Genomic DNA, 26,140 nt, shown 5'->3' on the forward strand with positions numbered 1-26,140 from the left:
TTTTTTATGTAATTAGTATTTCTGGACGAAAATAATTGTAATTTCTTTAAAAAAATAAAAAAGTACTGAGAAAAAGATGTTAGTTACCAAAATTATATCGCAGGGTAAACCCACCTCGTATCGTTGTTTGTGGAAATGCTGTAGATATGGAGTATTTTGAAAAGGTATGATCATAAAAGAACAAAGCGGTCAAATTCTTACTCAGCGCATAATCCGTGGTGAATTTTATTCCATAAATATCTTGTCCGGCTGTTACCTGCGTATTATTAACATCCAAATATCTGATAATCGTTTCATTTTGTCGCAGCGATAAATCCGCTCTAAAATTAAGGTCACTTTTAATGACTTGTTTTCGCCCTGCAATACGCGTAGTAAAAGTTAAATCACTTAATCGATATCCAAGTCCAATAATATATTCATTCCCTCGTATTTCTGTCAATAAATTATTGTCAAAACTCAAGGATAGTGCACGATCCTTTTTCCATTCGGCCAAAATTTTAATCGAATTTCGCATTTCCATGTCAAACCGCATCAAAGGACTAAATTGCTCTGTTAAATTTACGTTTGCATATAATTCGGGGTTTTTGAAGTTTCCGGATTGATCTGTTTCTTCGGGCGCACCCGCATTATAATCCAAGTTGGTCTGAAACTGATTTATAGTATAATTTGCCCTATAGCCATGCGTTAATGAAAAGCGCTTAAATCTTTTTTTGAACCACTTTAAGTTCATTAATCCGGTATATTTAATATCCCAGTTAGGTAATGGCGTATCTCTAAAGGCACCTTTTTGAACTTCGTTAGCGTCTGTTCCTGCATAGGCTGCTAAAAAAGCCGGCAATAATACTGCTTGATTTGTTTTTCCAAATCCGGCAGGATAACGATAGCCATCAGCCTCTGCTTCCTCCTCTGGCTCTCTCGGTATGTTTTGTCCTTGATAATGATCCCGCGCCAAACGTTCTGCTATGATCCTGCGATTACTTCTAAATTCATCAAAAGACTCTGAAGTAAATTGATCACTCTTGTTAAAAGCGGTTTTAATCAGTAAAGTTGAAATTGTAAAATTACCAAATGTATTTGGGGCTAAAGATTTGTATTCCAAATCTTCATTCACATCTACACGAAAATTCTCACTATAGGTTTCAGAATAATTACGTCTAGCACTGATATCTATTTTTAAGTCCTTAGCCAAGTCTACAGTTGCCTGAACATTAAATTCTCTTCCCTCTACTTCTCTATATTGTTGATTGAATTCCTGATACAATGTCAGCCATCCATTGCGTGCAGCCAGATCCCGTATCTCTGATTGGCTACCAAAGGTAAAGCCTACTGTAGGTTTCAAAGTACCTGCAAACCCCGGTTCTCTCAAATATCCGGGCAAAAATATACCATTATCTTGTTGATAATTCACGTTGATTTTTCGAACAGCCGTCACTAAGCCTATCAATGTATTATATGCCTTATTCCCAACACTTAACTTACGCTTCTTAGGTTTTTCCTTAGGATTCAAAACGGTTGCTGCCTGTTCAGATTTCTTTTTGTTTTTTGTCTTTTTCCTATTAGACTTCACCTTTGTAAGCCCGACGTACTTATAAAAAGATCGCATATCTAGGGATCCATTTACGGTATGTACATTAGCATTTTGAATGGAATTCCCTAAGTCAGGAATATTATCCAAAGAATTAAACACTTCACTGCCCTTGGTCCATTGAAAATCTCCGGTATAAGAATAGGTGGTTCTTAGAAACTTAAAAATTGGAAGTTTGTTTAATGGTATTTCATAATTGACCTGTAACTGCTGACTATGCGTATTCGGGTCTCCTATATCCAAAAATCCGCTCCAAAGGCCTACAGAGTTATCTACAGCATTAGTTTCTTCGTCAATAAAGTTTTTTACAATCCGATTATTTGCCGAAGTAAAACTAAAATTGAGTGATTTTGTAAGGTTATGATTGATACCATACTGCCAATCGAACAAATAATTACGTTGATACAGCGGATCTATCCCTATACTCTCTGCTGTCAATGTAATATCGCGGAAAGTTTGTTTGTTGTACTGACGGTTTATATTAGAATTGACTGAAATACTTGTGGGTAGTAAATTTAAGTTGAAGTCTTTTAACAAATCAAAATACTTACTTTTCCCTAGAAATTTCACTTGTTTGAGGGGTGTAATTTCTTTTGGCTGAAAACTAAAATCATAGGTTCCACCTACTCGTACATTTTGATCTATTGACCTTTCAATCTCGTAATCACGATGGTCTGTTTGATTGTAAGTTCCTGAAAATGCCAAGTTTTCCACATCATAGGGCATGGGTTTAGCATCACCGGTACGTTCTTTACGTAAACCAATAACACTAAAACTTTGTCTTTTGGTATAATTTGTATTGACATTGAGAATGGAATCACGGGCTTGATCAGATACAGCATTATCCAAATTGGATTCTAACTCCAGATCTTCAAAAAAGTTATCAAATTGAGGTGTAATTAACTCTTCTCCTCGACTATAATTAAACGGTACTTGAATACCCCATTTTTTAGGCAATAGCTGTCCTACGTTGATGTTAGTAGTTAAATCATATTGTTTATGATCTTCGCGACTACGCTCATTAGGTCCTTGCTCAATACTTCCAAAACCTATAGTACTTATCTTACCGGATGCACTTAGTGTAGCAAAATCAGCAATGTTTGCATCCATACTACCAACTGCTGCCCAACCACCTTGGTTTTTAAGGTCACTCAAACGCATTTCATTAAACCAAACCGTTCCGGATTGAGTCTGTCCGCTTTGATTCTTAATCCCCACCATCATCACACGTATGTTTCCAAAACTCGGATTTCCTTTGATTCCCGCTTTTAAATTCGTGCCTTCTACATCAAAAATATTGAGCTGATTATTCTGAAAGCCACTACCATTGGCAAAAACTCTAGCTTTGATGTCCTGTAATGCGGATAATGGTAAATTGAGTCTATTAGCCTCTGGCCATACCCCATTAGGAGTGTTGTCACTGCGCGAGGATACTTGTAAAGGAAGTTCTATTTGATAGAAGTTATCTGTAAAATCATTCCCCATTCGTATAAAAGCAGTTAAATCACCATCATCGAGTGTTGCGTTACCGGGAACATTTTCTGCATGCAAGAACATCTCCAGATTTTCATACTGACGCATGTCAACATTAAAATTCTTGTAAACCCCACGTGCGTCGTTATTCTGCAATCCATTTACAGTTAACGCTAAGGCCTGTTCGTCTTCTCGTATGGTTGTATTATTATTTAACAACTCTTCGCGCTCAACCCCCGGAGGCGTTGTATAATTAACGGTTTGTTCCTGGCTAACTGACGTTACAATTATTTCGCTATCCCCAAAAACGTTTAATCCGCTGGTGGGATCATTGGTCGTATTTCCTATTTGCACGTAACGTCTGTAATCACCGCGAACCAGGTCTAAGGTTCCAAAACGTAAGATCGTTTCTTGTTCAAAATCAGTTAAAAACAAGCGCATAAAGCGAATGGATCTGAAATCACTAATATTAAATGCTTGCGTTGGTTCATAAATAGGAACTTTAAAACGCACCCATCGTGTTCGTAAGCGCTGTCCATTTAACACCTCAACTTCTCCCTCCCGGACATCTGTGATAAAACCCGTGTTATTATCAGCACCAATATCCATCCCCGGGAAAATCGGAATTTCATATTGATAATAACTATTAATCGTGTTCATGGTATTATCACGATTAATATCCTCGGCGGTAGGAAAGGTGGTATTCCCACGATTATCATTCGTAACTTCTGTAGGAGAGTTCCCCTCAACCCCATTATAATCCAGGTAACGCTCTAAAATTCCGCCTTCGGCTTGTAAAAAATAGGTGTAATTATCTCCCGCAGGATCAGATAAGCTACTATAATCGCTAAACTCCTCTTTGGATTTCTCATCAGAATCTCCTAATCCATCAAATCCAACATCCTGATTCACTCGTGCCTGACCTTCACTATCAAAGGCATAGATCAATGATTGATTTACAGGAACACGCCCATAGTCTGTAGCTACTGTGGCGTTATCCAAATCGTCTGAAGGAAGTCCGTTTTCGTATTGTTTACGACCATCTGCTAACACATCTTCACTAATATTACCTAGGTTAAAAACAATCGTTCCTCCTGGATTTGTTTCATCATCGATAAAAGGATCCATCAACCAGAATTCAATGAATTCAACATTGGATTGTTCAAAATTGGTAGAGGTGAGCTGTCTTGTAATACCTCCAAAATTTTCTTTTGGATCGGGCTGCGCACTTGTACTGTTTGGTGCGTAGGCCGGATTAAAGTTATAAGGGCCTCGTATCGTTGGATTATATTGTAAATCTAAGGTAAATAGCGCGAGAGTTTGACCCTGTACTATATCGGTCTCGGGAAAAATTTCATTATTGAATACTCGACGTGTCGCATTAGAAGCCAGATCCTGATCCGAGATTCCGCTAGGTCGACCACTACTATAAAAAATCGGATCAATAGTATACCAAGCCAGTTTTGATCTTTTGTAGCCTGTTGCCAACACCTCGCTCGGATTGGCCGGGTTTATTGGATTGTTCTCAAAGCCTAAGGGAACACTGGATAGCTCCCAGGAGATTGGCGAAGAAACATCAATCATAGTCTGTGCTCCTTCAAAATCATCGATATAGGTAGTAACCTTACCATCAAAATCAGCCCCTTTTGGCGCACCAGCTATCAAATAGGCTCCCTCACCTCGAATAGAAACATTAGATGGTACGTCTGTATCAATATTTGGCAACTTATTGACCATTCTCGTCAAAAAAGGAACTTCGGTAGCGTAGTTGAAATTAAAGCCCAAAATTGTGTTATTTATAGGCTCATAACTATAACTGGATTTCTGGGTAATAGGACGTTCATTTAAATTGAGATAGGTACCACCAATCAATAATTCGTCACTAAATTTATGTTCTATATTCAATCCTGTAAAACGCTTTGTTTGCTGTCCGAATACTGCATTGTTTTCTGTAGAAACCTGAATAGGTGTATTTGAAGCCAGTAAGGCTTCATCCAGAATATTAACACGCCCCAACTGATAATTTACAGTGTAGTCCACACCCTCTTGCAGGACTCTACCTCCGGCAGTTACCGTCACGGAACCCTGCGGAACATTAAAAGCTCCTAAAGGAATCCCACCTTGCCCTGAAGATTTATAACTTCCTTTTAATTGAAAATAATTTTTGTTGGCAGCTTGTTGTTCTGCAATTACCTTCGTTTGTGTATATAATTCTCTAAAAACGTACTGTTTCTGGTTGGGATTATAGCTATCTGGATTACTATAATTTGAAGTTGACCCTCCATTTTCTAACTTATCAAATAAATGAGATCCAAAAGGTTCTACCGTGGTAAAAACGATTCGGCCATTTTCAGTATCCACAGTAATCCCCGGTACGTAATCAAAAAATCCATCCCCTCCTGCTACCGGGTCATTATTTGGATTGAGACGATCCAGGTTAAATACTTTAAGTAGCGTTGTCTGTGCCACATCATCAGGTAGTGTAGTCCCTTCTACGGGTCGTATAAAGTTGACCGGTGACGGACTGGTATAGAGGATATTCATCCTGAAATCATTCTGTTCCAAACGAAAGGCTCCTGTGCTATAAATATTCTTCATCATTAAATCCCAAATGGGACGATTGATATTGACAATGGAGCTCTTAAGCATTTTTACCACCAAATTCTGACTGGAACCCGCATCATTCGAAGCGTCGGTATTTTCTCCTACCGTAGCTTCTATTCCGCCACCATTAGCAAATTCACCTACCTGATACACCTTATTTCCGACTGTATATTGAAAAGCAATTGCTAATACTTCATCATTATTGAGTCGTTGATTTAATGAAATATATCCTAATTGTGGATGCACCGTATACTCATTCGGACTCAATTGCCTTGCGTTTTCTAAAGTAACAAAATCAAACCCTTCTTGAAAACCTGAGATCGGACCTATAAAACTCTGATTTACTGTAGCAGTTTGTCTTATCGCAGGAGTGACGGGACCGCTCCCACTTATAGTTAATGGATTTAGATCATTGTTGGTGTTATCCGGATATGCTCCCGGCGCGGTATTAAAAAGAGATGATGGGATCGTCGAATTACCCTGAGCCGGGCCTTCTCCCAAATCTTCGAGTGCTACGATGTTTCGAGCATTTGAAATGTTTTGTGAACTTGTAGCTCTATTTGTTATCCATACTTCGGTACGTGTAATTTGTACATTACTATTGATGAACGGATAGTTACGCAAGGACTGATCGTAGGTATCCCTAAAATAATGAGCTAGAAAAAAATGTCTATTTTCATCATAGTCCAACGCAAAAAACTCAAAATCCTCAACAGTTCCGCCACCTTCAACATTTACAGATCTTGTTTCAGAGCGTTGTTCTGAGAAAACTCCTGTGATTGTCGTCTTCCCGAATTGCAAGCCCATTTTGACACCAAAAAGGCTTTGTGCTCCTTGTATAAGCGAACTATTCAAGGGCATACTTACATTACCGACTTCTATACTTTGAATAATGTCATCTTCGGTCGGAGTATATTCTAGTTTTAGCTGATTCTGAAAATCAAAAGTGGATTCAGTATCATAATTAGCCGTTATCTGGAGCCGTGTTCCTATCTTACCCAACAAGCTAAGACTTATTCGCTGATCAAAATCAAATGTGAAATTACTTCTATTGCGTGGAGAAAATGCAGGGTTATCTTGTTTGGTATAAAGCATACCTAAATCCATTTCTACCGATCCTTGCGGAATGATTTCAATCTCATTTCCTCCAAAAATTGATTCGAAAAAATTAGAGTTGACATAAAAAACAGGAAGTAAATTTTTTCTCTTTTCTTCACTGCCTTCCTTTCTGCCACTGAAGGCGTCTATCTTATCTCTAAAGTATAGTCTTCGCTGTTCTTCGTTTACTAAAGCTTCATACTCATCTGGAGTTAAGAACCGAGGATAACGCACATTAAACTGACCAAGCATCTCTCTATATATATAGCGATTAGTTACCGGATCGTATTCATATTTGGAAACAATGCTGTTGGGATCATCTAATGCGATACGACCAAGAGAAAAGGTAGTACTAGTAGAATCTCGTACCGTTTCAGTTTCTTGCCCAAAAATTACTCCCGCATATATAGCTATTATCCAAACAAACCTTCTTAAAAAACTAAAATGTAGATTCTTAAACACACTCAATGTTTTATAATTTTTTCAAAGCTTGCTTAATGATATTTTCAACTGTTTCTTGTGGGGCTTCTTTGAGTACACGGTCTACTGCTTTTTCGGCAAGTTTTCTATTAAATCCTAGGGTTTCTAAAGCTGATAACGCTTCATCTTTGTTTGTATTGCTTTGTGAAACAGAAACTTCGTCTAAATTGTAAACTTTAAGAATTTTATCTTTGAGATCAATAATAACTCGTTGTGCTGTTTTAGCTCCAATGCCTTTTACTGACTGAATAGTTGCCACATCGCTGGATGCGATAGCATCTTTAACCTGATCCGGATGCAGAGAAGATAACATGGTTCTGGCAATACTGGCTCCAATACCGGAAACGGATATCAAGAGTCTAAAAATCTCACGCTCCCCTTTTTGATAAAATCCATAAAGGGTATGAGAATCTTCTTTTACCTGAAGGTGCGTATATAACTGAAGCACTTCTCCTTCAGGCAATAGTGAATAAGTATGTAATGAGATATGCAATAAATATCCAACACCATTGCATTCAATAACGACATCAGTAGGGTTTTTCTCTACTAGTTTCCCTCTCAGGTGTGTAATCATCAGGCTGTTTTAAGATTATTGAACCAAATGTAATAAAATTAATTGTCAATAATGACGAATCCCAAATATTGAGTCAATCTCCACAAAAAAATAACAAAAACAGCAATGCTCACTAAACTTTACACATCCTGTTGAGATACGGTTATGAATTAGATAAAAGTTCGTGATTGCGATCTCTTTTTTCTTTTTCTTGTGCATCGATCACCGCCACTGCAGCCATATTTACTATTTCTTCGACACTCGCTCCCAATTGCAAAATATGCACCGGTTTACGCATACCCATCATAATGGGACCAATGGATTCAGAGTTGTTTACTTCTTTAAGTAGCTTGTACGTACTGTTAGCAGAATCGAGACTTGGAAACACCAGCGTATTCACCTTCTTCCCATTGAGTTTTGAAAATGGGAATTTTTCTTTTCGCATCTTTCTATTGAGTGCAAAATCCATTTGCAACTCTCCATCAACTAATAAGTCAGGATAATATCTATGTAAGTACGAAACCGCCTCCTTAACTTTGGATGCATTTGGGTGTTTTGAAGATCCAAAATTCGCATATGAAATCATAGCCATGACTGGAGTAATTCCAAACATTTCAACCGTTTTGGCAGTCATCTGAGCAATTTTTGCCAGTTCTTTTGAGCTTGGATCAATATTAATAGAGGTATCACTTATGAATAGCGGTCCTTTGTTGGTCATCATAACGTTCATGGTGGCAATTCGGGTAGCTCCTTTAGCTAAACCTACAAGCTCTAGCATAGGTTTTACTACCGATGGATAACTACGTGAATATCCTGATAATAAAGCATCTGCATCTCCTTCATTCACCATCATAGCTGCAAAGTAGTTACGCTCACGCATTAGTTTTTCTGCGTCATATAAGGTTATTCCTTTACGGTTATTTGTCTCCCAGTATTTTTTTGCATACCTATTTTTACGTTCTATTTCTTCATCTGCTTTCGGATCAATAATGGTGATATCATTCGGATCAAAATCCAGCTCACTCATAAGCTCCAAAATGATGTCTTTACGCCCTAATAGTATTGGAAAAGCAATCCCTTCTTCCATCACGGTTTGCGCTGCTTTGAGTACATCTAAATGATCTGCTTCTGCAAATACTACTTTTTTAGGATTGGTTCTTGCTCTATCCAACAGGAGTCTAACAAGCTTGTTGTCGTTACCCATTCGCTCCAGCAATTCATCCTCATACTTTTCCCAATCATATATTGGCTCAGTAGCCACTCCACTCTCCATGGCAGCTTTAGCTACCGCCGGAGGTACTTTGGCAATCAATCTTGGATCAAAAGGCTTCGGTATGATATAATCTCGCCCAAAATTAAGACGTGTCTCACCATATGCGATATTTACTTGTTCGGGAACGGGCTCTTTGGCCAAGGCAGCTAATGCTTTTACCGCTGCCATTTTCATTTCTTCATTTATCGAAGTGGCACGTACATCCAAAGCTCCTCTAAAAATAAAAGGGAAACCCAATACATTATTCACCTGATTAGGGTTATCACTCCTTCCGGTAGCCATAATCAAATCCTCTCGTGTTTGAATGGCAAGGTTATAATCTATCTCCGGATCCGGATTTGCCATCGCAAAAACAATGGGATCCTTTGCCATAGACAACAACATCTTCGGCGTTACCAGATTTGCCATGGAAAGACCTACAAAAACATCGGCGTTAACCATAGCATCTTCCAGTGAATGTAAGTCTCTAGAGGTAGCAAACTCTTTTTTCTCTACAGAAAGATGATCTCGATCCGAACGAATGACTCCTTTGCTATCGGTCATTACAATATTTTTTGGATCTGCTCCTAAAGCTTTATATAACCGCGTACATGAAATTGCCGCTGCTCCAGCTCCGCTAATGACAATTTTTGCTTCTTCTACTTTTTTATCAGTAAGTTCAAGAGCGTTGATCAAAGCTGCTGCAGAAATAATTGCAGTTCCATGCTGATCATCATGCATCACAGGAATATCCAGCTCTTCTTTGAGACGTCTCTCTATTTCAAAAGCTTCTGGAGCCTTAATATCCTCTAAGTTGATACCACCAAACGTGGGTGCTATGTTTTTTACAGTTTCAATGAATGCGTCAACATCTTTGGTATCAACCTCAATATCAAAAACATCTATGTCTGCAAAGATCTTGAATAAAAGACCTTTACCCTCCATTACCGGTTTTGAGGCCTCCGGTCCAATATCACCTAGTCCCAAAACTGCTGTACCATTAGAAATTACCGCCACAAGGTTTCCTTTAGCCGTGTATCGATACACGTTTGAAACATCCTTTTCAATTTCTAAACAAGGCTCAGCAACTCCCGGAGAATACGCTAATGAGAGATCTCTTTGCGTTGCATATTTTTTGGTAGGTACTACTTTTATTTTGCCCGGAGTTGGTTTTGCGTGATATATTAAGGCTTCTCTTCGTTTACTTTCAATACTCATAGTCTATAAGGTTTATTAAAAGACAGTACAGCATTCTCTTTTACATCGCTACTAACAAGCTTTCTGTAATCGAAGCATGCTAATAGTTCTTTACCATCTAATATGGAATTCACAAAGGTACAAGTCTCTGCGAAATGTCATAATGAAAATGATTATTCTTTGACAGGATTATGTTTTTCCTTTTAAAAATTCAATATTTCGTTGCAAACCAGAAAATTTAGTGCGCTTAACTGCGGATTTTTGAAAGACCTTAGAAAAGACCTCCTGCGTAATTTCCTCCCAGTCTTTTTTTGTCATTTCAAGTAACTCAGGTTTGGGGTTAAATAGTGGCTCGCTATGAGGCTTTGAAAATCGATTCCAGGGACAAACATCCTGACACACATCACAACCAAACATCCAATTATCCATAGTATCCTTAAACTCGCTAGGCAGTGCATCCTTTAACTCAATAGTGAGGTATGAGATACATTTACTCCCATCCACAACATAGGGGTCAACAATTGCTTGTGTAGGACATGCATCAATACATTTTGTGCAGGATCCACAATGATCTGTCGTTTGGTGATCATAATTTAATTCTAAGTCAACGATCAGTTCTGCAATAAAATAGAAAGAACCTACTTTTTGGGTAATCAAATTACTATTCTTCCCAATCCACCCTAAGCCACTTTTTGCCGCCCAAGCTTTATCAAGCACAGGAGCAGAATCTACGAAAGCGCGACCCTTAACTTCTCCAATATTTTCTGCAATAAACTCGGTAAGTTCTTTTAATTTTGTCTTGATTACGTGATGATAATCCTGACCATAGGCATATTTTGAAATTTTAGGAGCATCAGCATCTTGCTGCGTATGCGAGGGAAAATAATTGAGCAATAATGAAATTACACTTTTTGCATCATCTACAAGCAACGTAGGATCTAATCGCTTATCAAAATGGTTCTCCATGTACTGCATTTGTCCATTCATGTTATCAGAGAGCCATTTTTCCAGACGCGGTGCCTCTTCTTCCAAAAACTCAGCTTTACTGATTCCACACGATAAGAAGCCCAAGCGTTCTGCTTCAGCTTTGATCATCTCTGAATATTGGTTTTTTGATGCATTCATGAAAAACGACTGAGAAATTAGTGCCTTGCCGGCAATCTAAAAGAGTCCGCCCTGAACACTTCCTTTGTTTCTGCCTAGGTGTTTATAAGCTGCTTCTGTAACTTCCCTTCCTCTGGGGGTTCTCATTATAAAACCTTGCTGAATAAGAAAGGGCTCATAAACTTCTTCAATAGTTTCTGCACTTTCGCTAACAGCAGTTGCAAGCGTTGTTATACCAACAGGACCTCCTTTGAATTTATCAATGAGCGTAAGCAAAATTTTGTTGTCCATTTCATCCAACCCATGAGCATCCACATTTAATGCCTTCAAAGCGAATTTGGAGATTTCTATATCAATGCTACCATTTCCTTTGATTTGAGCAAAATCACGAACTCTACGAAGTAACGCATTGGCAATTCTTGGCGTACCTCTGCTTCGTCCGGCTATTTCTATGGCAGCTTCCATCGTGATAGCAACATTGAGTATATGTGCACTACGCTCCACTATAGTAGATAATAACTCGGTAGTATAATATTGAAGACGAGATTGAATACCGAATCGAGCACGCATAGGCGCTGTAAGCAATCCGGATCTGGTTGTAGCTCCAACCAGTGTAAATGGATTTAAGTTAATTTGAACTGTGCGTGCGTTGGGACCACTCTCAATCATTATATCAATCTTATAATCCTCCATCGCAGAATATAAATATTCTTCAACAATAGGACTTAATCGATGAATTTCATCTATAAAAAGCACATCACGACCCTCTAAATTAGTTAGTAGTCCGGCTAAATCCCCCGGCTTATCCAAAACAGGGCCCGAGGTAACTTTTATACCCACTCCTAATTCATTAGCTAAAATATGAGCTAAGGTTGTTTTACCAAGACCGGGAGGACCGTGAAACAGGGTGTGATCCAAGGCTTCGTCTCTCAAATTAGCCGCTTGTACAAAAATTTGCAGATTTTCAAGTACCTGATCCTGTCCGGCAAAATCTCCAAAAGACAAAGGTCTCAGAGCTCTTTCGATATCTAAATCGTCTTTTGAAAAGTTATCAGCTGAAGGATCAAGATTTTGATTCATGTATAATTAAATTTCTAACGTGCTTCTATTTTTAACTAATAACAAAGATAACACACTAATCCAGAAAAATCCTTTTGATTCTATATTTAGTCTACATCAATCATAAAACGCGTATGCAATAGTCTAGTATATTTATTCCTACTGAAAAACCACTTATGGCATAGTTAATAGCTAAACTATCAGAAGTCATTCGGTTTATCCAAAAACTACCTTCTTAAGCTGTTTGACAGATCTAAATAAATTCTGGCTTGTCAGATTTCCTTATTCCTTGAGCCCTTATTAAGAATTTTAGATAAAATAACATAGCTATTACATCTGTAGAATATATAAAGGCATCTAAAAAGGAATTATTGTAGTAAAGTTCCTGAACAGGAAGCATTGCATTAACCATAGTACAACCTATTGCTGCTATCAATATATAGTAGCCATGTGAATATTGGTTTCTTATATAAACCATGAAACAGCAACCTAAATAATAAAATAAAGAAGCAATTATTAAAATAGCAAATCCAATGGAGTTTTTGAGGACATCGATCACCAAGCTAAAAATTGAAAACGTTAGATATAAAACCAGAAATGTCCCTATCAAAACGGACGGGCTAAACACCTCTTTGTACCTAATTTTGCTGACTGACACATAGCTTAATAGGAGATATGAAGATAGAATATAGTATAGAGGGAGAAGAACACCTATAAAATTAAAATAACGATCAAAATCGCTAAGAACCAATATGTCATTTATTATTATAATAGTTATGATCAAGGGGTACATAGAATTAACTTTATGTCTATGTTCGAAATAGAGCCAAATGAGAGCAAGAGATGAAAGAGTTTTAGCATATATCAATTCTGTGCCCTCAAAAAACAAACCAACTATAAAAACGGAAACAATCGATAGGTAACAGGTAATATATGCTGGGGAAAAGATTTTCAATATAGAATAGTTGTTTATAACCCTAAAATAGGATATATCTTCATCTTATCAAATAAATAATTTGCTACAGCCGTTCTCATCAAAGCGATAATGCAACTATAGAGTAAAAAGAAAAAGCCTTTTCAAGATATTGAAAAGGCTTTTGTATAAATTTTATGCAATTCTAATGATGCATTTCTTCTTCGTCTTCTTGCAAGGGTGTAATCTGACTAACGTAATCCTGTCCAGCAATTACATATTCTCCGTTTTCCTTCGTCTTGCTATAGTCATATGGCCATCTGTAAACAGTTGGTAAAGCTCCTGGCCAGTTACCATGAATATGCTCTACTGGTGTTGTCCACTCCAAAGTATTCGATTTCCATGGATTTTGAACTGCTTTCTTTCCGTAAAACATAGAACTGATAAAGTTGTATAGAAATACTAATTGAGCCGCTGCTGTAATAAGTGCAAAAACGGTAATTAAAATATTAGTATCAGCTAAATCATCAAAGTATGGAAAGTTAGAATTTGTATAATAACGTCTTGGTAGTCCAGCCATACCGATAAAATGCATAGGGAAAAACACACCGTAGGCTCCAATAGCAGTTACCCAAAAGTGAATATATCCTAAGTTTTTATTCATCATTTTACCATACATCTTAGGGAACCAATGATATACCCCGGCAAATAAACCGTATAATGCTGAGATACCCATTACCAAGTGGAAATGTGCTACAACAAAATAGGTGTCATGCACATTGATATCCAATGTACTATCTCCTAATATGATTCCTGTTAGACCTCCAGTAATAAAGGTAGATACTAAACCTATAGAGAATAACATGGATGGATTAAGTTGTAGGTTACCTTTCCATAAGGTGGTGATATAGTTAAACGCTTTTACCGCCGACGGAATCGCAATTAATAGGGTTGTAAATGTAAATACAGAACCTAAGAAAGGGTTCATCCCTGACACAAACATATGGTGACCCCAAACGATCGTAGATAAGAATGCAATCGCTAGTATGGAAGCAACCATCGCTCGGTATCCGAAAATAGGCTTACGTGCATTTGTTGCAATAATTTCTGAAGTAATCCCTAGTGCAGGTAAAAGAACAATATATACCTCAGGGTGTCCAAGAAACCAAAATAAATGTTCAAAAAGAACCGGTGAACCTCCCTGATTATGTAGAACCTCTCCTTGAATATAAATATCACTTAAGAAAAATGAAGTTCCAAAACTTCTGTCCATTATAAGTAATAACGCAGCAGATAACAATACCGGGAAAGAAACCACACCAATAATAGCGGTCACAAAAAATGCCCAAATCGTTAAAGGTAACCTGGTCATAGACATTCCTACCGTACGTAAATTAATTACAGTAACTACGTAATTAAGAGATCCCAACAAAGAAGAAGCGATAAAAATAGCCATAGAAACCAACCAAAGCGTCATTCCTGTACCAGAACCACCAATAGCTTGTGGTAAAGCACTTAGCGGTGGATAAATTGTCCAACCTGCTGATGCAGGACCTGCCTCAGCAAATAACGAGAGCACCATTATAATACTACTTAAGAAAAATAACCAATAAGAAACCATGTTAAGGAATCCCGAGGCCATATCACGCGCACCAATCTGTAATGGAATAAGTAAATTACTAAAAGTACCACTCAATCCTGCTGTTAATACAAAGAATACCATGATCGTACCGTGAATTGTAACCAACGCTAGATAAATACTTGGATCCATTACTCCATCGGTTCCAAATTTACCAAGCAATACTTCATAAATAGTAAATTGATGATCCGGCCATGCTAATTGCATTCTAAACAATAGTGACATTGCAATACCGATAATCCCCATGATTAATCCGGTGATTAAATACTGCTTAGAGATCATTTTATGATCTTGGCTAAATATGTACTTTGTAATAAAAGTCTCTTTGTGATGATGTCCGTGATCATCTCCATGATCATGTACGTTTGCTATTGCTGACATATCGCTATTTTTTTAATAAAATATATAAATTTTTCTTTTTCTTTTCTAGTTACTGGCTTGTGCAGAGATTTGCTCTTTGAACTGAGTCTGTGTTGCCAACCATGCATTATAATCCTCTTCAGATTCAACAATAATCTTCATCTGCATGTTGTAGTGTGATGTTCCACAAATTTTATTACATAATAAGTAGTAATCAAACTCATAGTTCTCTAAAGCTTCATCACCAGCCGCTGTAAGGGCTTTGCTTTTTTCTCTACGAATTTTATTAATCGTAGCAACCTTTTCTACCATAAATTCGCTTGTACGCATTTCTTCGGTAGTTAAGGTCGGTGTGTATGAAAACTCCGTAATCATACCCGGAACAACATTCATTTGCGCTCTAAAAAATGGCATATAAGCAGAATGCAATACATCCTGAGATCTCATTTTAAAAATAACCTTTCTGTTTACCGGTAAATGTAGTTCATTGGTAATCTTATCATCCATAGCATACGTATCAGACGCATCAAGACCCAAGGTGTTAACTCCTTCGATAAAACGAACATTTGCCTTTCCAAGAACATTATCCTCACCAGCGTATCTTGCTCTCCAGTCAAACTGATAAGCATACAGCTCAATTATTAAAGGATCGCCATCTTCCTCATCAATATTCATGATATCAGTCCATGTGAATAGCCCGTAGATGATTAATCCCGCTAAAACAATTACAGGAATAATTGTCCAAATAAATTCTAATTTATCGTTATCAGCATAAAATAACGCTTTATTATTTTTATTTCCTCGATACTTATAAGAAAAGAAATGTAACAATCCCTGAGTGATAATCTGAACAAACATAATCAACACCATTGATATCAACATCAGCTTGTCATAATCCTCACCATGCGCTGAAGCAGACTCCGGAAGAAAAAAACTATGATATTGTGTAAAACAATAAATGGTAAGTACGTATAAAAAGATAACAAAACCCAACATCAATTTACCTTGTAAATTATTGTCTTCATCATTTGCTACCTGAGAACCATCGGCTCTTTTACCTTGAGACAATTTGAAAATCTTGGACATTTGCCAAAGTGTAATTCCAAAAAGCGCTACAACTACTATAATTAAGAATACAGTCATTTTTCTCTATCTTCTTTTATACAATTCTATTTTTAATAATGAAAGTGCTTACTTTCTTTGATATAAGGATTTCCTTTGGCCAACAGCGGAGCTTTTGTAAGTGCTCCAAAGACAACGAATAGGAACAATCCTAAAAACAACAGTACCGCACTAATCTCACTTAAACCAATGAACCAGGATTCTCCAACCGTAGCCGGCATAACCATATTAAACACGTCTATATAATGTCCACATAAAATCATGATTCCAGCCATTACAACAAACCAGTTAAGACGTTTGAAATCGCTATTCATAAGAATCAATAATGGAAATATAAAGTTCATTATTAACATACCAAAAAATGGTAGTTTATAGTCTTCAATTCGTGTTATGAAATAGGTTACCTCTTCAGGTATATTTGAGTACCAAATCAACATAAACTGAGAGAACCAAAGGTACGTCCAGAAAATACTAATCCCAAACATAAATTTAGCCAAGTCATGTATATGGCTATTATTAACAAACTCTAGATACCCTCTTGATTTCAAGTAAATAGTAATTAATGCGATCGTCGTTATACCAGAAACAAATAAACCTGCAAAAACATACCATCCAAATAGCGTACTAAACCAATGTGGATCAAAACTCATAATCCAATCCCATGACATCATAGATTCGGTATAAATAAAGAATACCAAAAAGCCGGCAGATATCTTAAAACTTTTCTTATACCATTTGTTATCTACAGCATCTTCATCTTGCTTTCTAGAATATTTAACAGCAAACTGACGGTATAAAATCCAACCACCCATAAAAATAGCTGCACGAATGATAAAACCAGTACCATTAAGCCATCCTGATTTACCCTGTATTAGAGCATCATGTGCTACAACTTCGGGATCTGCCCATACAAAAAGATGGTTTACATGGAAACCGGATAAAGCCAGTATAACAAACAAAATCAGTCCTCCAGGAACTAAATAGGCAGTTATCGCTTCCATCACCCTAAACAAAACAGGTGACCATCCAGCTTGTGCTGCAAATTGAATAGCATAAAAAGCAAGAACTCCCAGAGCAATCATAAAGAAGAAAAAGGCAGCGATATACAATGCAGCCCATGGCTTATTTTGCAATTGATGAAGAATATGCTCGTAATGAGCATCACCTTCATGAGCATCCTTATCTAATGGTGCTTCTGCATGAATCGTATTCCCTGCGTGCACCTCATTCTCGGCAGCAACACTTTCTCCATGACCTGCGCCATGATCATCGTGTGATGCCATCATTTCCTTTACTTCTTCTATAGAACCTGGGGTCGTTGCAAATCCAGCAACAAGCCCTATAAGTCCAACAACAACTAGAATGATAGAAAATAATCTTAGTCTATTTGATAGCGTATACATATTTATAAAATATCGTTATTCTTAAATTTAGTATTTACTAGTGTGCACTAGCTGTGTTTTCTTCTGGTCTTGCCTCAACAGCAGGAATAAGATTTTCTTGTATCTCCACTCCTTCTGTATCAATACGTGGAGCACGACCTTCTAGCTCTGCTTTAAGTTTCTCAACATACTGAACAATCTGCCAACGTTCATTTTCATCTGTCTGTGCGGCATAAGATCCCATTGAGTTAATTCCGTAGTACATTACGTGATAGATGCTCCCTTCGGTAATAGCTCTTCCAGCATCATCATAACTTGGTACTCCAAGGATTTTTTCTCGCTGTACCAACGTTCCTTTTCCATCACCCTTATCTCCATGACAAATCGCACAGTAGATCGTATACAATTGCTGTCCGGCAGCTTCATTTTCTTTTGTATACGGCAAAGGATTTTTCAGCTCAGTTTTTGCGCTCTGATATCCATCATTTGAATTATCATAGTCGTAGGGCATCCATCCTCTCGGCACAGAACCATCAACTGGTAACTTCGCCTCTTGTTCATTTTCAAAAACAGTATACTCTCCATAAGCTTCATATCCCACCGATGTATACATGTTTGGCATGTACTGATAATTAGGTTTTGAATCTTTCTGACAAGAAACACCTGCGATCAATACAAATGCAACTGCTATATTTTTTATGATACTCTTCATGTTAATTGTGCTTATCAATTAAACTAACCTCTACAGCTCCTGTATTACTCAAAAACTTCGACAACTCCTCTACATTATGTCCAGTTGTATCAACTTCCATCAAGAAGTGATCATCTGTGGTTCTAACATCAGGATTCTCTGCTTGTTTGAATGGCCACAATTTACTTCTCATAAAAAAAGTTATAACCATTAAATGCGCAGCAAAAAACACTGTAAGTTCAAACATGATGGGTACAAAAGCCGGCATATTTTCAATATAACTGAAGCTTGGTTTTCCTCCGATATCCTGAGGCCAATCTTCAATCATAATATAGTTCATCATAGTAATGGCAACTGTTAGCCCCACACATCCATATAAGAAGGAGGTTATAGCTAATCTTGTTGGTGCAAGACCCATGGCCTTATCTAAACCGTGAACCGGAAAAGGCGTATACACCTCTTCAATATGGTATTTTGCTTCACGAGTCTGCTTTACTGCTTGCATAAGCAGATCATCGTCCTTATATAAAGCGTGTATTACTTTTGAAGACATACTCTAGTTGTTTTTTAATTTTAATGCCTGACCTGCCCAATCATCTCTTTGTGCTCTACCTGGGAAAGCATCTATGATACTATCTAACAAGTCGTATTCTCTAGCGGTCATTCTACTTACTTGATCGTACGTATAAATTCCTAACTGATGCAGTTTTTGTTCCATTATTGGTCCAATACCGCTTATCTTTTTTAGATCATCAGGAGTTTGCGTTTTTGGATCATACACTCCAATAGTTTGCAGCATACTATCAATTTGATCTTTTTGCATTTCAGTATCCACTAATGCATCAGCGTTAACTGTTGGTTCATGACCTTTGTCATTTAGCATAGTATCATCTGTATTCGTTGCAGAATTAGATACCGGTTGACGTGTTATTGAATCAAAATGATCTACATCATCCCCATGCTCTGCTCTCAATTTCTTATACTTTTCACCAGACGATTTAAGTATAGATTTCACCTCTGCTTGTGCTATAACAGGAAACGTTCTAGCGTATAATAAGAATAATACAAAGAAGAACCCAATTGTTCCAATAAAGATTCCTACATCAACAAAGGTTGGCGAAAACATCGTCCATGATGATGGTAAATAATCTCTATGCAATGATGTAACGATAATCACAAAACGTTCGAACCACATTCCAATATTTACAACTATTGAAATAAAGAAAGAGAACATGATACTTCTTCTCAATTTTGGAAACCACATGAATTGTGGAGAAAACACGTTACAAGTCATCATTGCCCAATATGCCCACCAATATGGTCCGGTTGCTCTGTTTAAGAACGCATACTGTTCATACTCTACTCCAGAGTACCAGGCAACAAATAATTCAGTTATATAAGCCACCCCCACAATAGATCCGGTAATCATGATAACTATATTCATCAACTCAATATGTTGGATGGTTATATAGTTTTCAAGATTTGAAACCTTTCTCATTATAATTAACAAGGTATTTACCATTGCAAAACCAGAGAAAATCGCTCCTGCCACAAAGTAAGGAGGGAAAATTGTGGTATGCCATCCCGGTATAACTGAGGTTGCGAAATCAAATGATACAATTGTATGTACAGATAGTACCAGTGGTGTTGCCAAACCGGCTAATACCAATGAAACTTCTTCAAAACGTTGCCAATCTTTTGCTCTACCGCTCCATCCAAAAGAAAGGATACCGTAAATCTTTTTATTAAAAGGTGTAATCGCACGGTCTCTGATCATTGCAAAATCAGGTAAAAGACCCGTCCACCAGAATACTAAAGAAACTGATAAATACGTAGAGATCGCAAATACATCCCAAAGTAATGGCGAGTTAAAGTTCACCCACAAAGAACCAAATTGGTTAGGAATTGGCAGTACCCAATAGGCCAACCAAGGTCTCCCCATGTGAATGATAGGAAACAAACCTGCCTGTATAACCGAAAATATGGTCATGGCTTCTGCAGATCTGTTAATCGCCATTCTCCATTTTTGACGAAAGAGTAAGAGTACCGCAGAAATCAGTGTTCCGGCATGACCAATACCAACCCACCAAACGAAGTTAGTAATATCCCAAGCCCATCCTACTGTTTTGTTTAATCCCCAGGTTCCTATACCCGTTGATATTGTATAAGTTATACAACCTAAACCCCAAAGGAAAGCAATAAGCGCGATAGAAAAGACTATCCACCAAGATTTATTTGCTTTACCCTCAACTGGTGCTACTACATCCACAGTTACGTCGTGGTACGTTTTATCGCCAGTTATTAAAGGCTTTCTTATAGGTGCTTCGTAATGAGACATAATCCTTTATAATTGAATTGATTCTTGATTAATTTAATTAAGCTTCTGTTGTGTTTCTAACTTTTGTGTGATATATCACATTAGGCTTAGTACCAACACTTTCTAACAAATGATACATACGATCATCCGCTTTAAGCTCTGCTATTTTACTATCCTTATCGTTTATATCACCAAATGCAATAGCTCCAGAAGAACAAGCTGCCGAACAAGCGGTCTTAAACTCACCATCCTTTATAGCTCTACCGTCTCTTTTGGCATCAAGAATAGTTTTTTGTGTCATTTGAATACACATTGAACATTTCTCCATAACACCTCTCGAACGTACAGTAACATCTGGATTTACAACCATTCTTCCTAAGTCATTGTTCATGTGGTAATCAAACTCATCATTACCATTATACAAGAACCAGTTGAAACGTCGAACCTTATACGGACAGTTGTTCGCACAGTATCTAGTTCCCACACAACGGTTATATGCCATATGGTTCTGCCCTTGTCTACTATGTGACGTAGCTGCTACAGGACATACAGTCTCACAAGGAGCATGGTTACAATGTTGACACATTACCGGCTGAAAAGCCACTTGTGGATTATCTGAAGGTAATTCCATTTCTCCGAACTCGGATAAGGAACTTCCTAAACCTGAAATATTATCTTTTTTAGTATCATCACCTTCAAAGCTATCCTCTGAAGAATAATAACGGTCAATTCTCAACCAGTGCATATCTCTCGATTTACGCACTTCGTCTTTACCTACAACAGGCACATTATTCTCTGCGTGACAAGCAATTACACAAGCCCCACATCCTGTACATGCATTAAGATCGATAGATAAATTAAAATGATGTCCTACGGAGCGATCAAATTCATCCCACAAATCCACCTCTGGAGAGGTAACTTCATATTCAATATGATTTTTACTTACTTCCGGAACTGCATTCCAAACATGCTTATCCTTTGTATTAAAAATCTCTAATGTCGTTTCTTTTATAATATCTCCACGACCCATTAAAGTATTGTGCAATTGTACACAAGCAAACTCATGCACTCCTTCTGCAGGAGTTACGGTTACCGTCTGGGTATCGTTTTGATTTACATATAGCGGATAAGCGTTTACTCCTACCTGCATTTCTTCTTTTAAAGCTTTTGACTTACCATAACCTAGTGCTAAACCTACAGATCCTCTAGCTTGTCCGGGCTGAATAAGCACAGGAACAACAACTGAACCAACACCATTTAATTCAACTTTTGCGTAACTCCCGTTAAGTGCACCATTTGCCACATGTTCATTCATCAAACCTAACGCATCTGCATCAGCTCTAGAAACTGTCAAATAGTTATCCCACGAAACTCTCGAAATAGGATCCGGCATTTCTTGCAACCACGGGTTATTAGCCTGTTGACCATCTCCTAAAGATGTTTTAGTATACAACGAAAGCTCCATTCCAGAAGTTTGTGCAGCTGACAAACGTCTAAAGGCAGCACCTGCATTTAAAGAAGCTCCTTCTGATGTCGCTACCTGATCTCCCTCAGTTGATGCAATCGCATCTGTAAGCGCCTGTTTAGGCATCGCCGGAGTAACCAATACCCCATCATGAAGTGCTTGATTCCAAGATGTGTTTCCTAAAACTCCGGTCCAGGTATTTTCGATATAATCATTATATTCCATTGTATTACCCAACCATTTCAACAAAGTAGATTGAAACTGTCGTGTATCAAACAACGGACGTATAGTAGGCTGTGTTAAGCTGTAACTCCCTCTCTTTAACTCTACATCGCCCCAAGACTCCAAATAATGTGGGGTTGTAGCGATATAGTTACAAAGTGAAGCTGTTTCATCATCGTGCATTGTAAATGCTACCGAAACATCGACTTTTTCTAAACCTGCTTTAAACTCTTTTGCGTTATATAAAGAATACATCGGATTCACACCAGCAATAAGAATTCCTCCTACTTTACCAGCATTCATATCAGCTACAAGTTGTGCAACCGCCTTTGTACTTCCTTGTCTTATTTTTCTTGGTGTGTCCTCATTAAATGCTTTTGTATTAAGCGCTTTGTTAATAGCCAAAACCACCATCTGTGCATCCACATCAGCAATTCCGGAGACAACCACCGCATTACTACCTGCTTTTTGCAGTTGCTTAGCAGCACTTACCACCGCTGCATCTATCTTAGGCCCTAAAGCACTTTTTGACCCAGCACCTGTAACATATGCATACAATGCAGCCAATACTTGCTTTTGTTGCGTTGGAGTAACCGGCACTCGCGTGTCAGCGTTAGCTCCACTTAGCGACATATTGGATTCAAACTGGATATGCTTTGACATTTTTCCGTTTTTTGGAACACGTCCTTTTGCATAACCACCATCATATCCACCACCTTGCCAATCTCCTAAGAAATCTGCCCCAACACTTACTATTGTTGAAACCTTTGAAAAATCATAATCCGCCAAAGCACGCACTCCATAAACAGCCTCATAAGCATCTAACGCTTCTGAAGATGAGATTGCATCATATACAACATGTCGTGTGTTCGGATATTGCGCTTTAAATTCTGAAAGCAAACGATCAGTAGAAGGACTTGCAAATGTTTGTGTCAACACTGCAATATCTTTTCCTTGAATCGCTTTTAATTTTGCAGGAATCTCTTTATCCAAGACGTCCCAAGAAGCACCTTTTCCCTCTGCTTTTGGACCTTGTAAACGTGTATTATCATACAATGACAATACCGAAGCATGAACTCTGGCGTTCGCACTTCCATTGGTTTTTGCAAGATCATTATTTTCTATCTTGATAGGTCGACCTTCTCTAGTTTTCACTAAAACGCTAGCAAAATCGTACCCATCAGCTATTGTTGTCGCATAATAATTTGCTACTCCCGGCACAATTCGCTCAGGTTGTACAACGTAAGGAATGGATTTTACCACAGGCCCCTCACATGCTGCTAAAGATGCAGCTGCTGTACTAAAACCTACATATTTAAGAAAATCCCGACGCGTAGTCGATGAATTTTCCAACGAGGATTTGTCCCCCAAAAATTCATCCGTAGGTATTTCATTTACGAATTCATTTTGTTGTAGCGTCTCAACAACAGAACTATTTTCATTTAGCTCTTCAACACTTTTCCAGTATTTCTTGTTTGATGACATATATATCTAATATTAGCTTCTTACTGTTGCCGAATTCACATTCGGTAAAATTTTAATTAATAGTGACATTTACCACATTCTAACCCGCCCATCTGAGCTGCAGTTAACTGATCAATACCATATTTCTTAGAAAGTTCCTCATGAATCTTTTCATAATACTCATTACCAGCCACCTTGACATTAGTCTCACGGTGACAGTTAATACACCAACCCATTGTTAACGGAGCGTGTTGATACATGATTTCCATTTCCTCTACCGGTCCGTGACATTTCTGACATTCAACACCAGCTACCATAACGTGCTGAGAGTGATTGAAATATGCGAAGTCAGGTAAGTTATGGATTCTAACCCATTTTACCGGCTCGGTTTTTCCTGTATACGATTGACTGGTTTCATCCCACCCTACTGCTTTGTACAGTTTTTGGATTTCCCCGTCGTAAAATTCTTTAGAATACTCTTCGGTTGCTGTAGTTTCCGCAACTTCACCAATAGATTTATGACAATTCATACACACATTAAGCGAAGGTATACCAGAGTGTTTAGACACTCGAGCAGAAGAGTGACAGTATTTACAGTCTATTTCATTTTCACCTGCATGAATTCTATGTGAATAGTGTATGGGCTGAATTGGCTCATATCCTTGATCAATACCAACTTGCATAAAGTATCCATATACAAAATACCCACTAGTTAATAACAAGAATACCACAGAAACCAATACTAAGAATTGATTTTGTATAAATGCCTTCCAAATAGGAGTTCTTTGCGTAGCAGTTTCTTCATAAAGTTCTACACCATTTGCCGCAGCAAAATTACGAAGGGTCTTATTTACCAAGAAAAGAATAACAACTAACATCAAAAACACTACTGCCAAAGCTACTAGTACAATGTCAGTTGACACACCTGAACCAGAAGAGACGGCAACCGACTGCACACCACCTTCTGGTGGCATAGGAGCTGCTTTTGGCACCATTACATATGCCAAAATATCATCGATATCAGCATTTGATAATTGCGGAAAAGCATTCATCGCTGTTTTATTATACTCTTCATAAATAGCTACTGCCTGAGGATCACCAGCAGCAATCATCGCAGCACTATTTTTTATCCAAGAATACAACCACTCTCGATCTCGCCTATCCGTAACACCATACAGCGCCGGACCGGTCATTTTTTTATAACGTTTGTGACATGCTGCACAAAGCGAATTAAACAATTCTTTACCCTTGGCCACATCACCGCCATCAGAGGTTTCTTCTACAGCAGTGTTCGCTACAGCAGCTTCCTCCTGTGCAAATGCAGGACTAAATAAAGTGAATAAAAAAACAGTTCCTAGGATAAGGAGTCTGGAGGCTGAATGTCGGTATTTCACCTGTTTCATATTATAAGTAGAATTATCGTCAAATTTTTGGTACGGTTTTTTCTTAATTAGATAAAAAATACTACGGACCAATGCTAATTAATTCGACGACAAAAGTACTATAATAAGTCGATTTTGGAAATGTTAGCGATCTGTTAAGTATTAATTTATAACAATTCTAAATAATAATTTTTTATAAAATTGAGTTATTAAACTTTACCTTTACCGCAAATATATTGTAATGAGAATTTTAAACAAAAATAGCTATATAACCTTTTCGGGAATTTGTCTTTTAAGCAGTTTTAATCTAATGGCTCAGGACACCTTGAGAACGAATCCGGACGTTGAAAATCAGTTAAAACTACTTGTAGAAAATCAAATTGAGCGTCCTCAAGGTCAAATTACAATCAATCAAGATCCCAAAATAACACATCTATTGGATGTGAAATCAAAAATGGATAAAGACGGTGCCTTCAGTGACCGTTATAAGATTCAATTATATTACGGTAACCTGAATCAGGCCAATGATATTAAAAAATCTGCTGACACAGCGTTTCCCGAATGGAGAACCTCCATTAAATGGGAAACTCCTAACTACAAAGTGTGGCTAGGCAATTACAGAAGCCGTTTGGAAGCAGACAGAGCCCTTATGCAAGTACGCAAGGAGTTTCCATCAGCTTTCATCTTCAAACCAGAAAAATAGGCAATTAACCTAACCCTGATATTACAAACAAAAAAAACCCGGTAGCATTTATGCTACCGGGTTTTTCATATCTAT

At 37.7% G+C, this 26,140-nt stretch carries 14 protein-coding genes; 1 reads left to right on the top strand and 13 read right to left on the bottom strand.

All coding sequences use genetic code 11. From position 1 onward, the window contains the following. Positions 1-79 precede the first annotated feature (79 nt). From sov to BD809_RS03905, 13 genes are all read right to left on the bottom strand, one after another. Complete coding sequence (gene sov / locus BD809_RS03845; RefSeq protein ID WP_246131419.1) at positions 80-7,222, bottom strand: T9SS outer membrane translocon Sov/SprA; 7,143 nt, start codon at positions 7,220-7,222, stop codon at positions 80-82. 10 nt (positions 7,223-7,232) lie between these two features. Beyond that, positions 7,233-7,814, bottom strand: coding sequence for a Holliday junction branch migration protein RuvA (ruvA, locus tag BD809_RS03850; protein WP_148781628.1), 582 nt, complete (start codon positions 7,812-7,814; stop codon positions 7,233-7,235). Positions 7,815-7,956: 142 nt separating this feature from the next. Further along, on the bottom strand, positions 7,957-10,263 hold the full coding sequence (locus BD809_RS03855) for an NADP-dependent malic enzyme (RefSeq protein ID WP_148781629.1): 2,307 nt from the start codon (positions 10,261-10,263) through the stop codon (positions 7,957-7,959). Between the two features lie 168 nt (positions 10,264-10,431). Beyond that, positions 10,432-11,367 (bottom strand): tRNA epoxyqueuosine(34) reductase QueG, encoded by a 936-nt coding sequence (gene queG / locus BD809_RS03860; RefSeq protein ID WP_148781630.1) that lies wholly within the window; start codon positions 11,365-11,367, stop codon positions 10,432-10,434. A 36-nt stretch (positions 11,368-11,403) separates the two neighbouring features. Continuing rightward, positions 11,404-12,426 carry a Holliday junction branch migration DNA helicase RuvB gene (gene ruvB / locus BD809_RS03865; protein ID WP_148781631.1) on the bottom strand — a complete coding sequence of 341 codons (1,023 nt, stop codon included), beginning with the start codon at positions 12,424-12,426 and terminating at the stop codon, positions 11,404-11,406. A 1,097-nt stretch (positions 12,427-13,523) separates the two neighbouring features. Continuing rightward, complete coding sequence (locus tag BD809_RS03870) at positions 13,524-15,338, bottom strand: cytochrome c oxidase subunit I (RefSeq protein ID WP_148781632.1); 1,815 nt, start codon at positions 15,336-15,338, stop codon at positions 13,524-13,526. 45 nt (positions 15,339-15,383) lie between these two features. Continuing rightward, on the bottom strand, positions 15,384-16,460 hold the full coding sequence (locus tag BD809_RS03875; RefSeq protein ID WP_148781633.1) for a cytochrome c oxidase subunit II: 1,077 nt from the start codon (positions 16,458-16,460) through the stop codon (positions 15,384-15,386). A 32-nt stretch (positions 16,461-16,492) separates the two neighbouring features. Further along, entirely contained in the window at positions 16,493-17,842 is a 1,350-nt protein-coding gene (locus BD809_RS03880) for a quinol:cytochrome C oxidoreductase (RefSeq protein WP_148781634.1), read from the bottom strand. Between the two features lie 37 nt (positions 17,843-17,879). Continuing rightward, positions 17,880-18,533, bottom strand: a complete 654-nt coding sequence (locus tag BD809_RS03885) for a c-type cytochrome (protein ID WP_148781635.1) — start codon at positions 18,531-18,533, stop codon at positions 17,880-17,882. 1 nt (position 18,534) lies between these two features. Then, entirely contained in the window at positions 18,535-19,065 is a 531-nt protein-coding gene (locus BD809_RS03890; protein ID WP_148781636.1) for a DUF3341 domain-containing protein, read from the bottom strand. 3 nt (positions 19,066-19,068) lie between these two features. Next, positions 19,069-20,850 carry an NrfD/PsrC family molybdoenzyme membrane anchor subunit gene (gene nrfD / locus BD809_RS03895; RefSeq protein WP_148781637.1) on the bottom strand — a complete coding sequence of 594 codons (1,782 nt, stop codon included), beginning with the start codon at positions 20,848-20,850 and terminating at the stop codon, positions 19,069-19,071. A gap of 37 nt (positions 20,851-20,887) precedes the next feature. Further along, positions 20,888-24,001 (bottom strand): TAT-variant-translocated molybdopterin oxidoreductase, encoded by a 3,114-nt coding sequence (locus tag BD809_RS03900; protein WP_148781638.1) that lies wholly within the window; start codon positions 23,999-24,001, stop codon positions 20,888-20,890. A gap of 56 nt (positions 24,002-24,057) precedes the next feature. Beyond that, the gene (locus tag BD809_RS03905; protein WP_148781639.1) at positions 24,058-25,383 is read right to left on the bottom strand and encodes a c-type cytochrome; all 1,326 of its coding nucleotides are present in this window, start codon (positions 25,381-25,383) and stop codon (positions 24,058-24,060) included. A gap of 220 nt (positions 25,384-25,603) precedes the next feature. Here BD809_RS03905 and BD809_RS03910 point away from each other — a divergent pair, with 220 nt between their 5' ends. Then, complete coding sequence (locus BD809_RS03910; protein ID WP_246131420.1) at positions 25,604-26,065, top strand: SPOR domain-containing protein; 462 nt, start codon at positions 25,604-25,606, stop codon at positions 26,063-26,065. Positions 26,066-26,140: the final 75 nt, after the last annotated feature.

The sequence above is a fragment of the Aquimarina intermedia genome (assembly GCF_008124785.1).
GTDB classification, from domain to species: Bacteria; Bacteroidota; Bacteroidia; order Flavobacteriales; family Flavobacteriaceae; genus Aquimarina; species Aquimarina intermedia.

Bases quoted from the DNA above. Each gene is read 5' to 3' on its own strand.
- BD809_RS03890 (WP_148781636.1), bottom strand. From the start codon at position 19,065: ATGTCTTCAAAAGTAATACACGCTTTATATAAGGACGATGATCTGCTT.
- ruvB (WP_148781631.1), bottom strand. From the start codon at position 12,426: ATGAATCAAAATCTTGATCCTTCAGCTGATAACTTTTCAAAAGACGAT.
- ruvA (WP_148781628.1), bottom strand. From the start codon at position 7,814: ATGATTACACACCTGAGAGGGAAACTAGTAGAGAAAAACCCTACTGAT.
- BD809_RS03910 (WP_246131420.1), top strand. From the start codon at position 25,604: ATGAGAATTTTAAACAAAAATAGCTATATAACCTTTTCGGGAATTTGT.
- BD809_RS03855 (WP_148781629.1), bottom strand. From the start codon at position 10,263: ATGAGTATTGAAAGTAAACGAAGAGAAGCCTTAATATATCACGCAAAA.
- nrfD (WP_148781637.1), bottom strand. From the start codon at position 20,850: ATGTCTCATTACGAAGCACCTATAAGAAAGCCTTTAATAACTGGCGAT.
- queG (WP_148781630.1), bottom strand. From the start codon at position 11,367: ATGAATGCATCAAAAAACCAATATTCAGAGATGATCAAAGCTGAAGCA.
- BD809_RS03870 (WP_148781632.1), bottom strand. From the start codon at position 15,338: ATGTCAGCAATAGCAAACGTACATGATCATGGAGATGATCACGGACAT.
- BD809_RS03880 (WP_148781634.1), bottom strand. From the start codon at position 17,842: ATGTATACGCTATCAAATAGACTAAGATTATTTTCTATCATTCTAGTT.
- BD809_RS03900 (WP_148781638.1), bottom strand. From the start codon at position 24,001: ATGTCATCAAACAAGAAATACTGGAAAAGTGTTGAAGAGCTAAATGAA.
- BD809_RS03885 (WP_148781635.1), bottom strand. From the start codon at position 18,533: ATGAAGAGTATCATAAAAAATATAGCAGTTGCATTTGTATTGATCGCA.
- BD809_RS03905 (WP_148781639.1), bottom strand. From the start codon at position 25,383: ATGAAACAGGTGAAATACCGACATTCAGCCTCCAGACTCCTTATCCTA.
- BD809_RS03875 (WP_148781633.1), bottom strand. From the start codon at position 16,460: ATGACTGTATTCTTAATTATAGTAGTTGTAGCGCTTTTTGGAATTACA.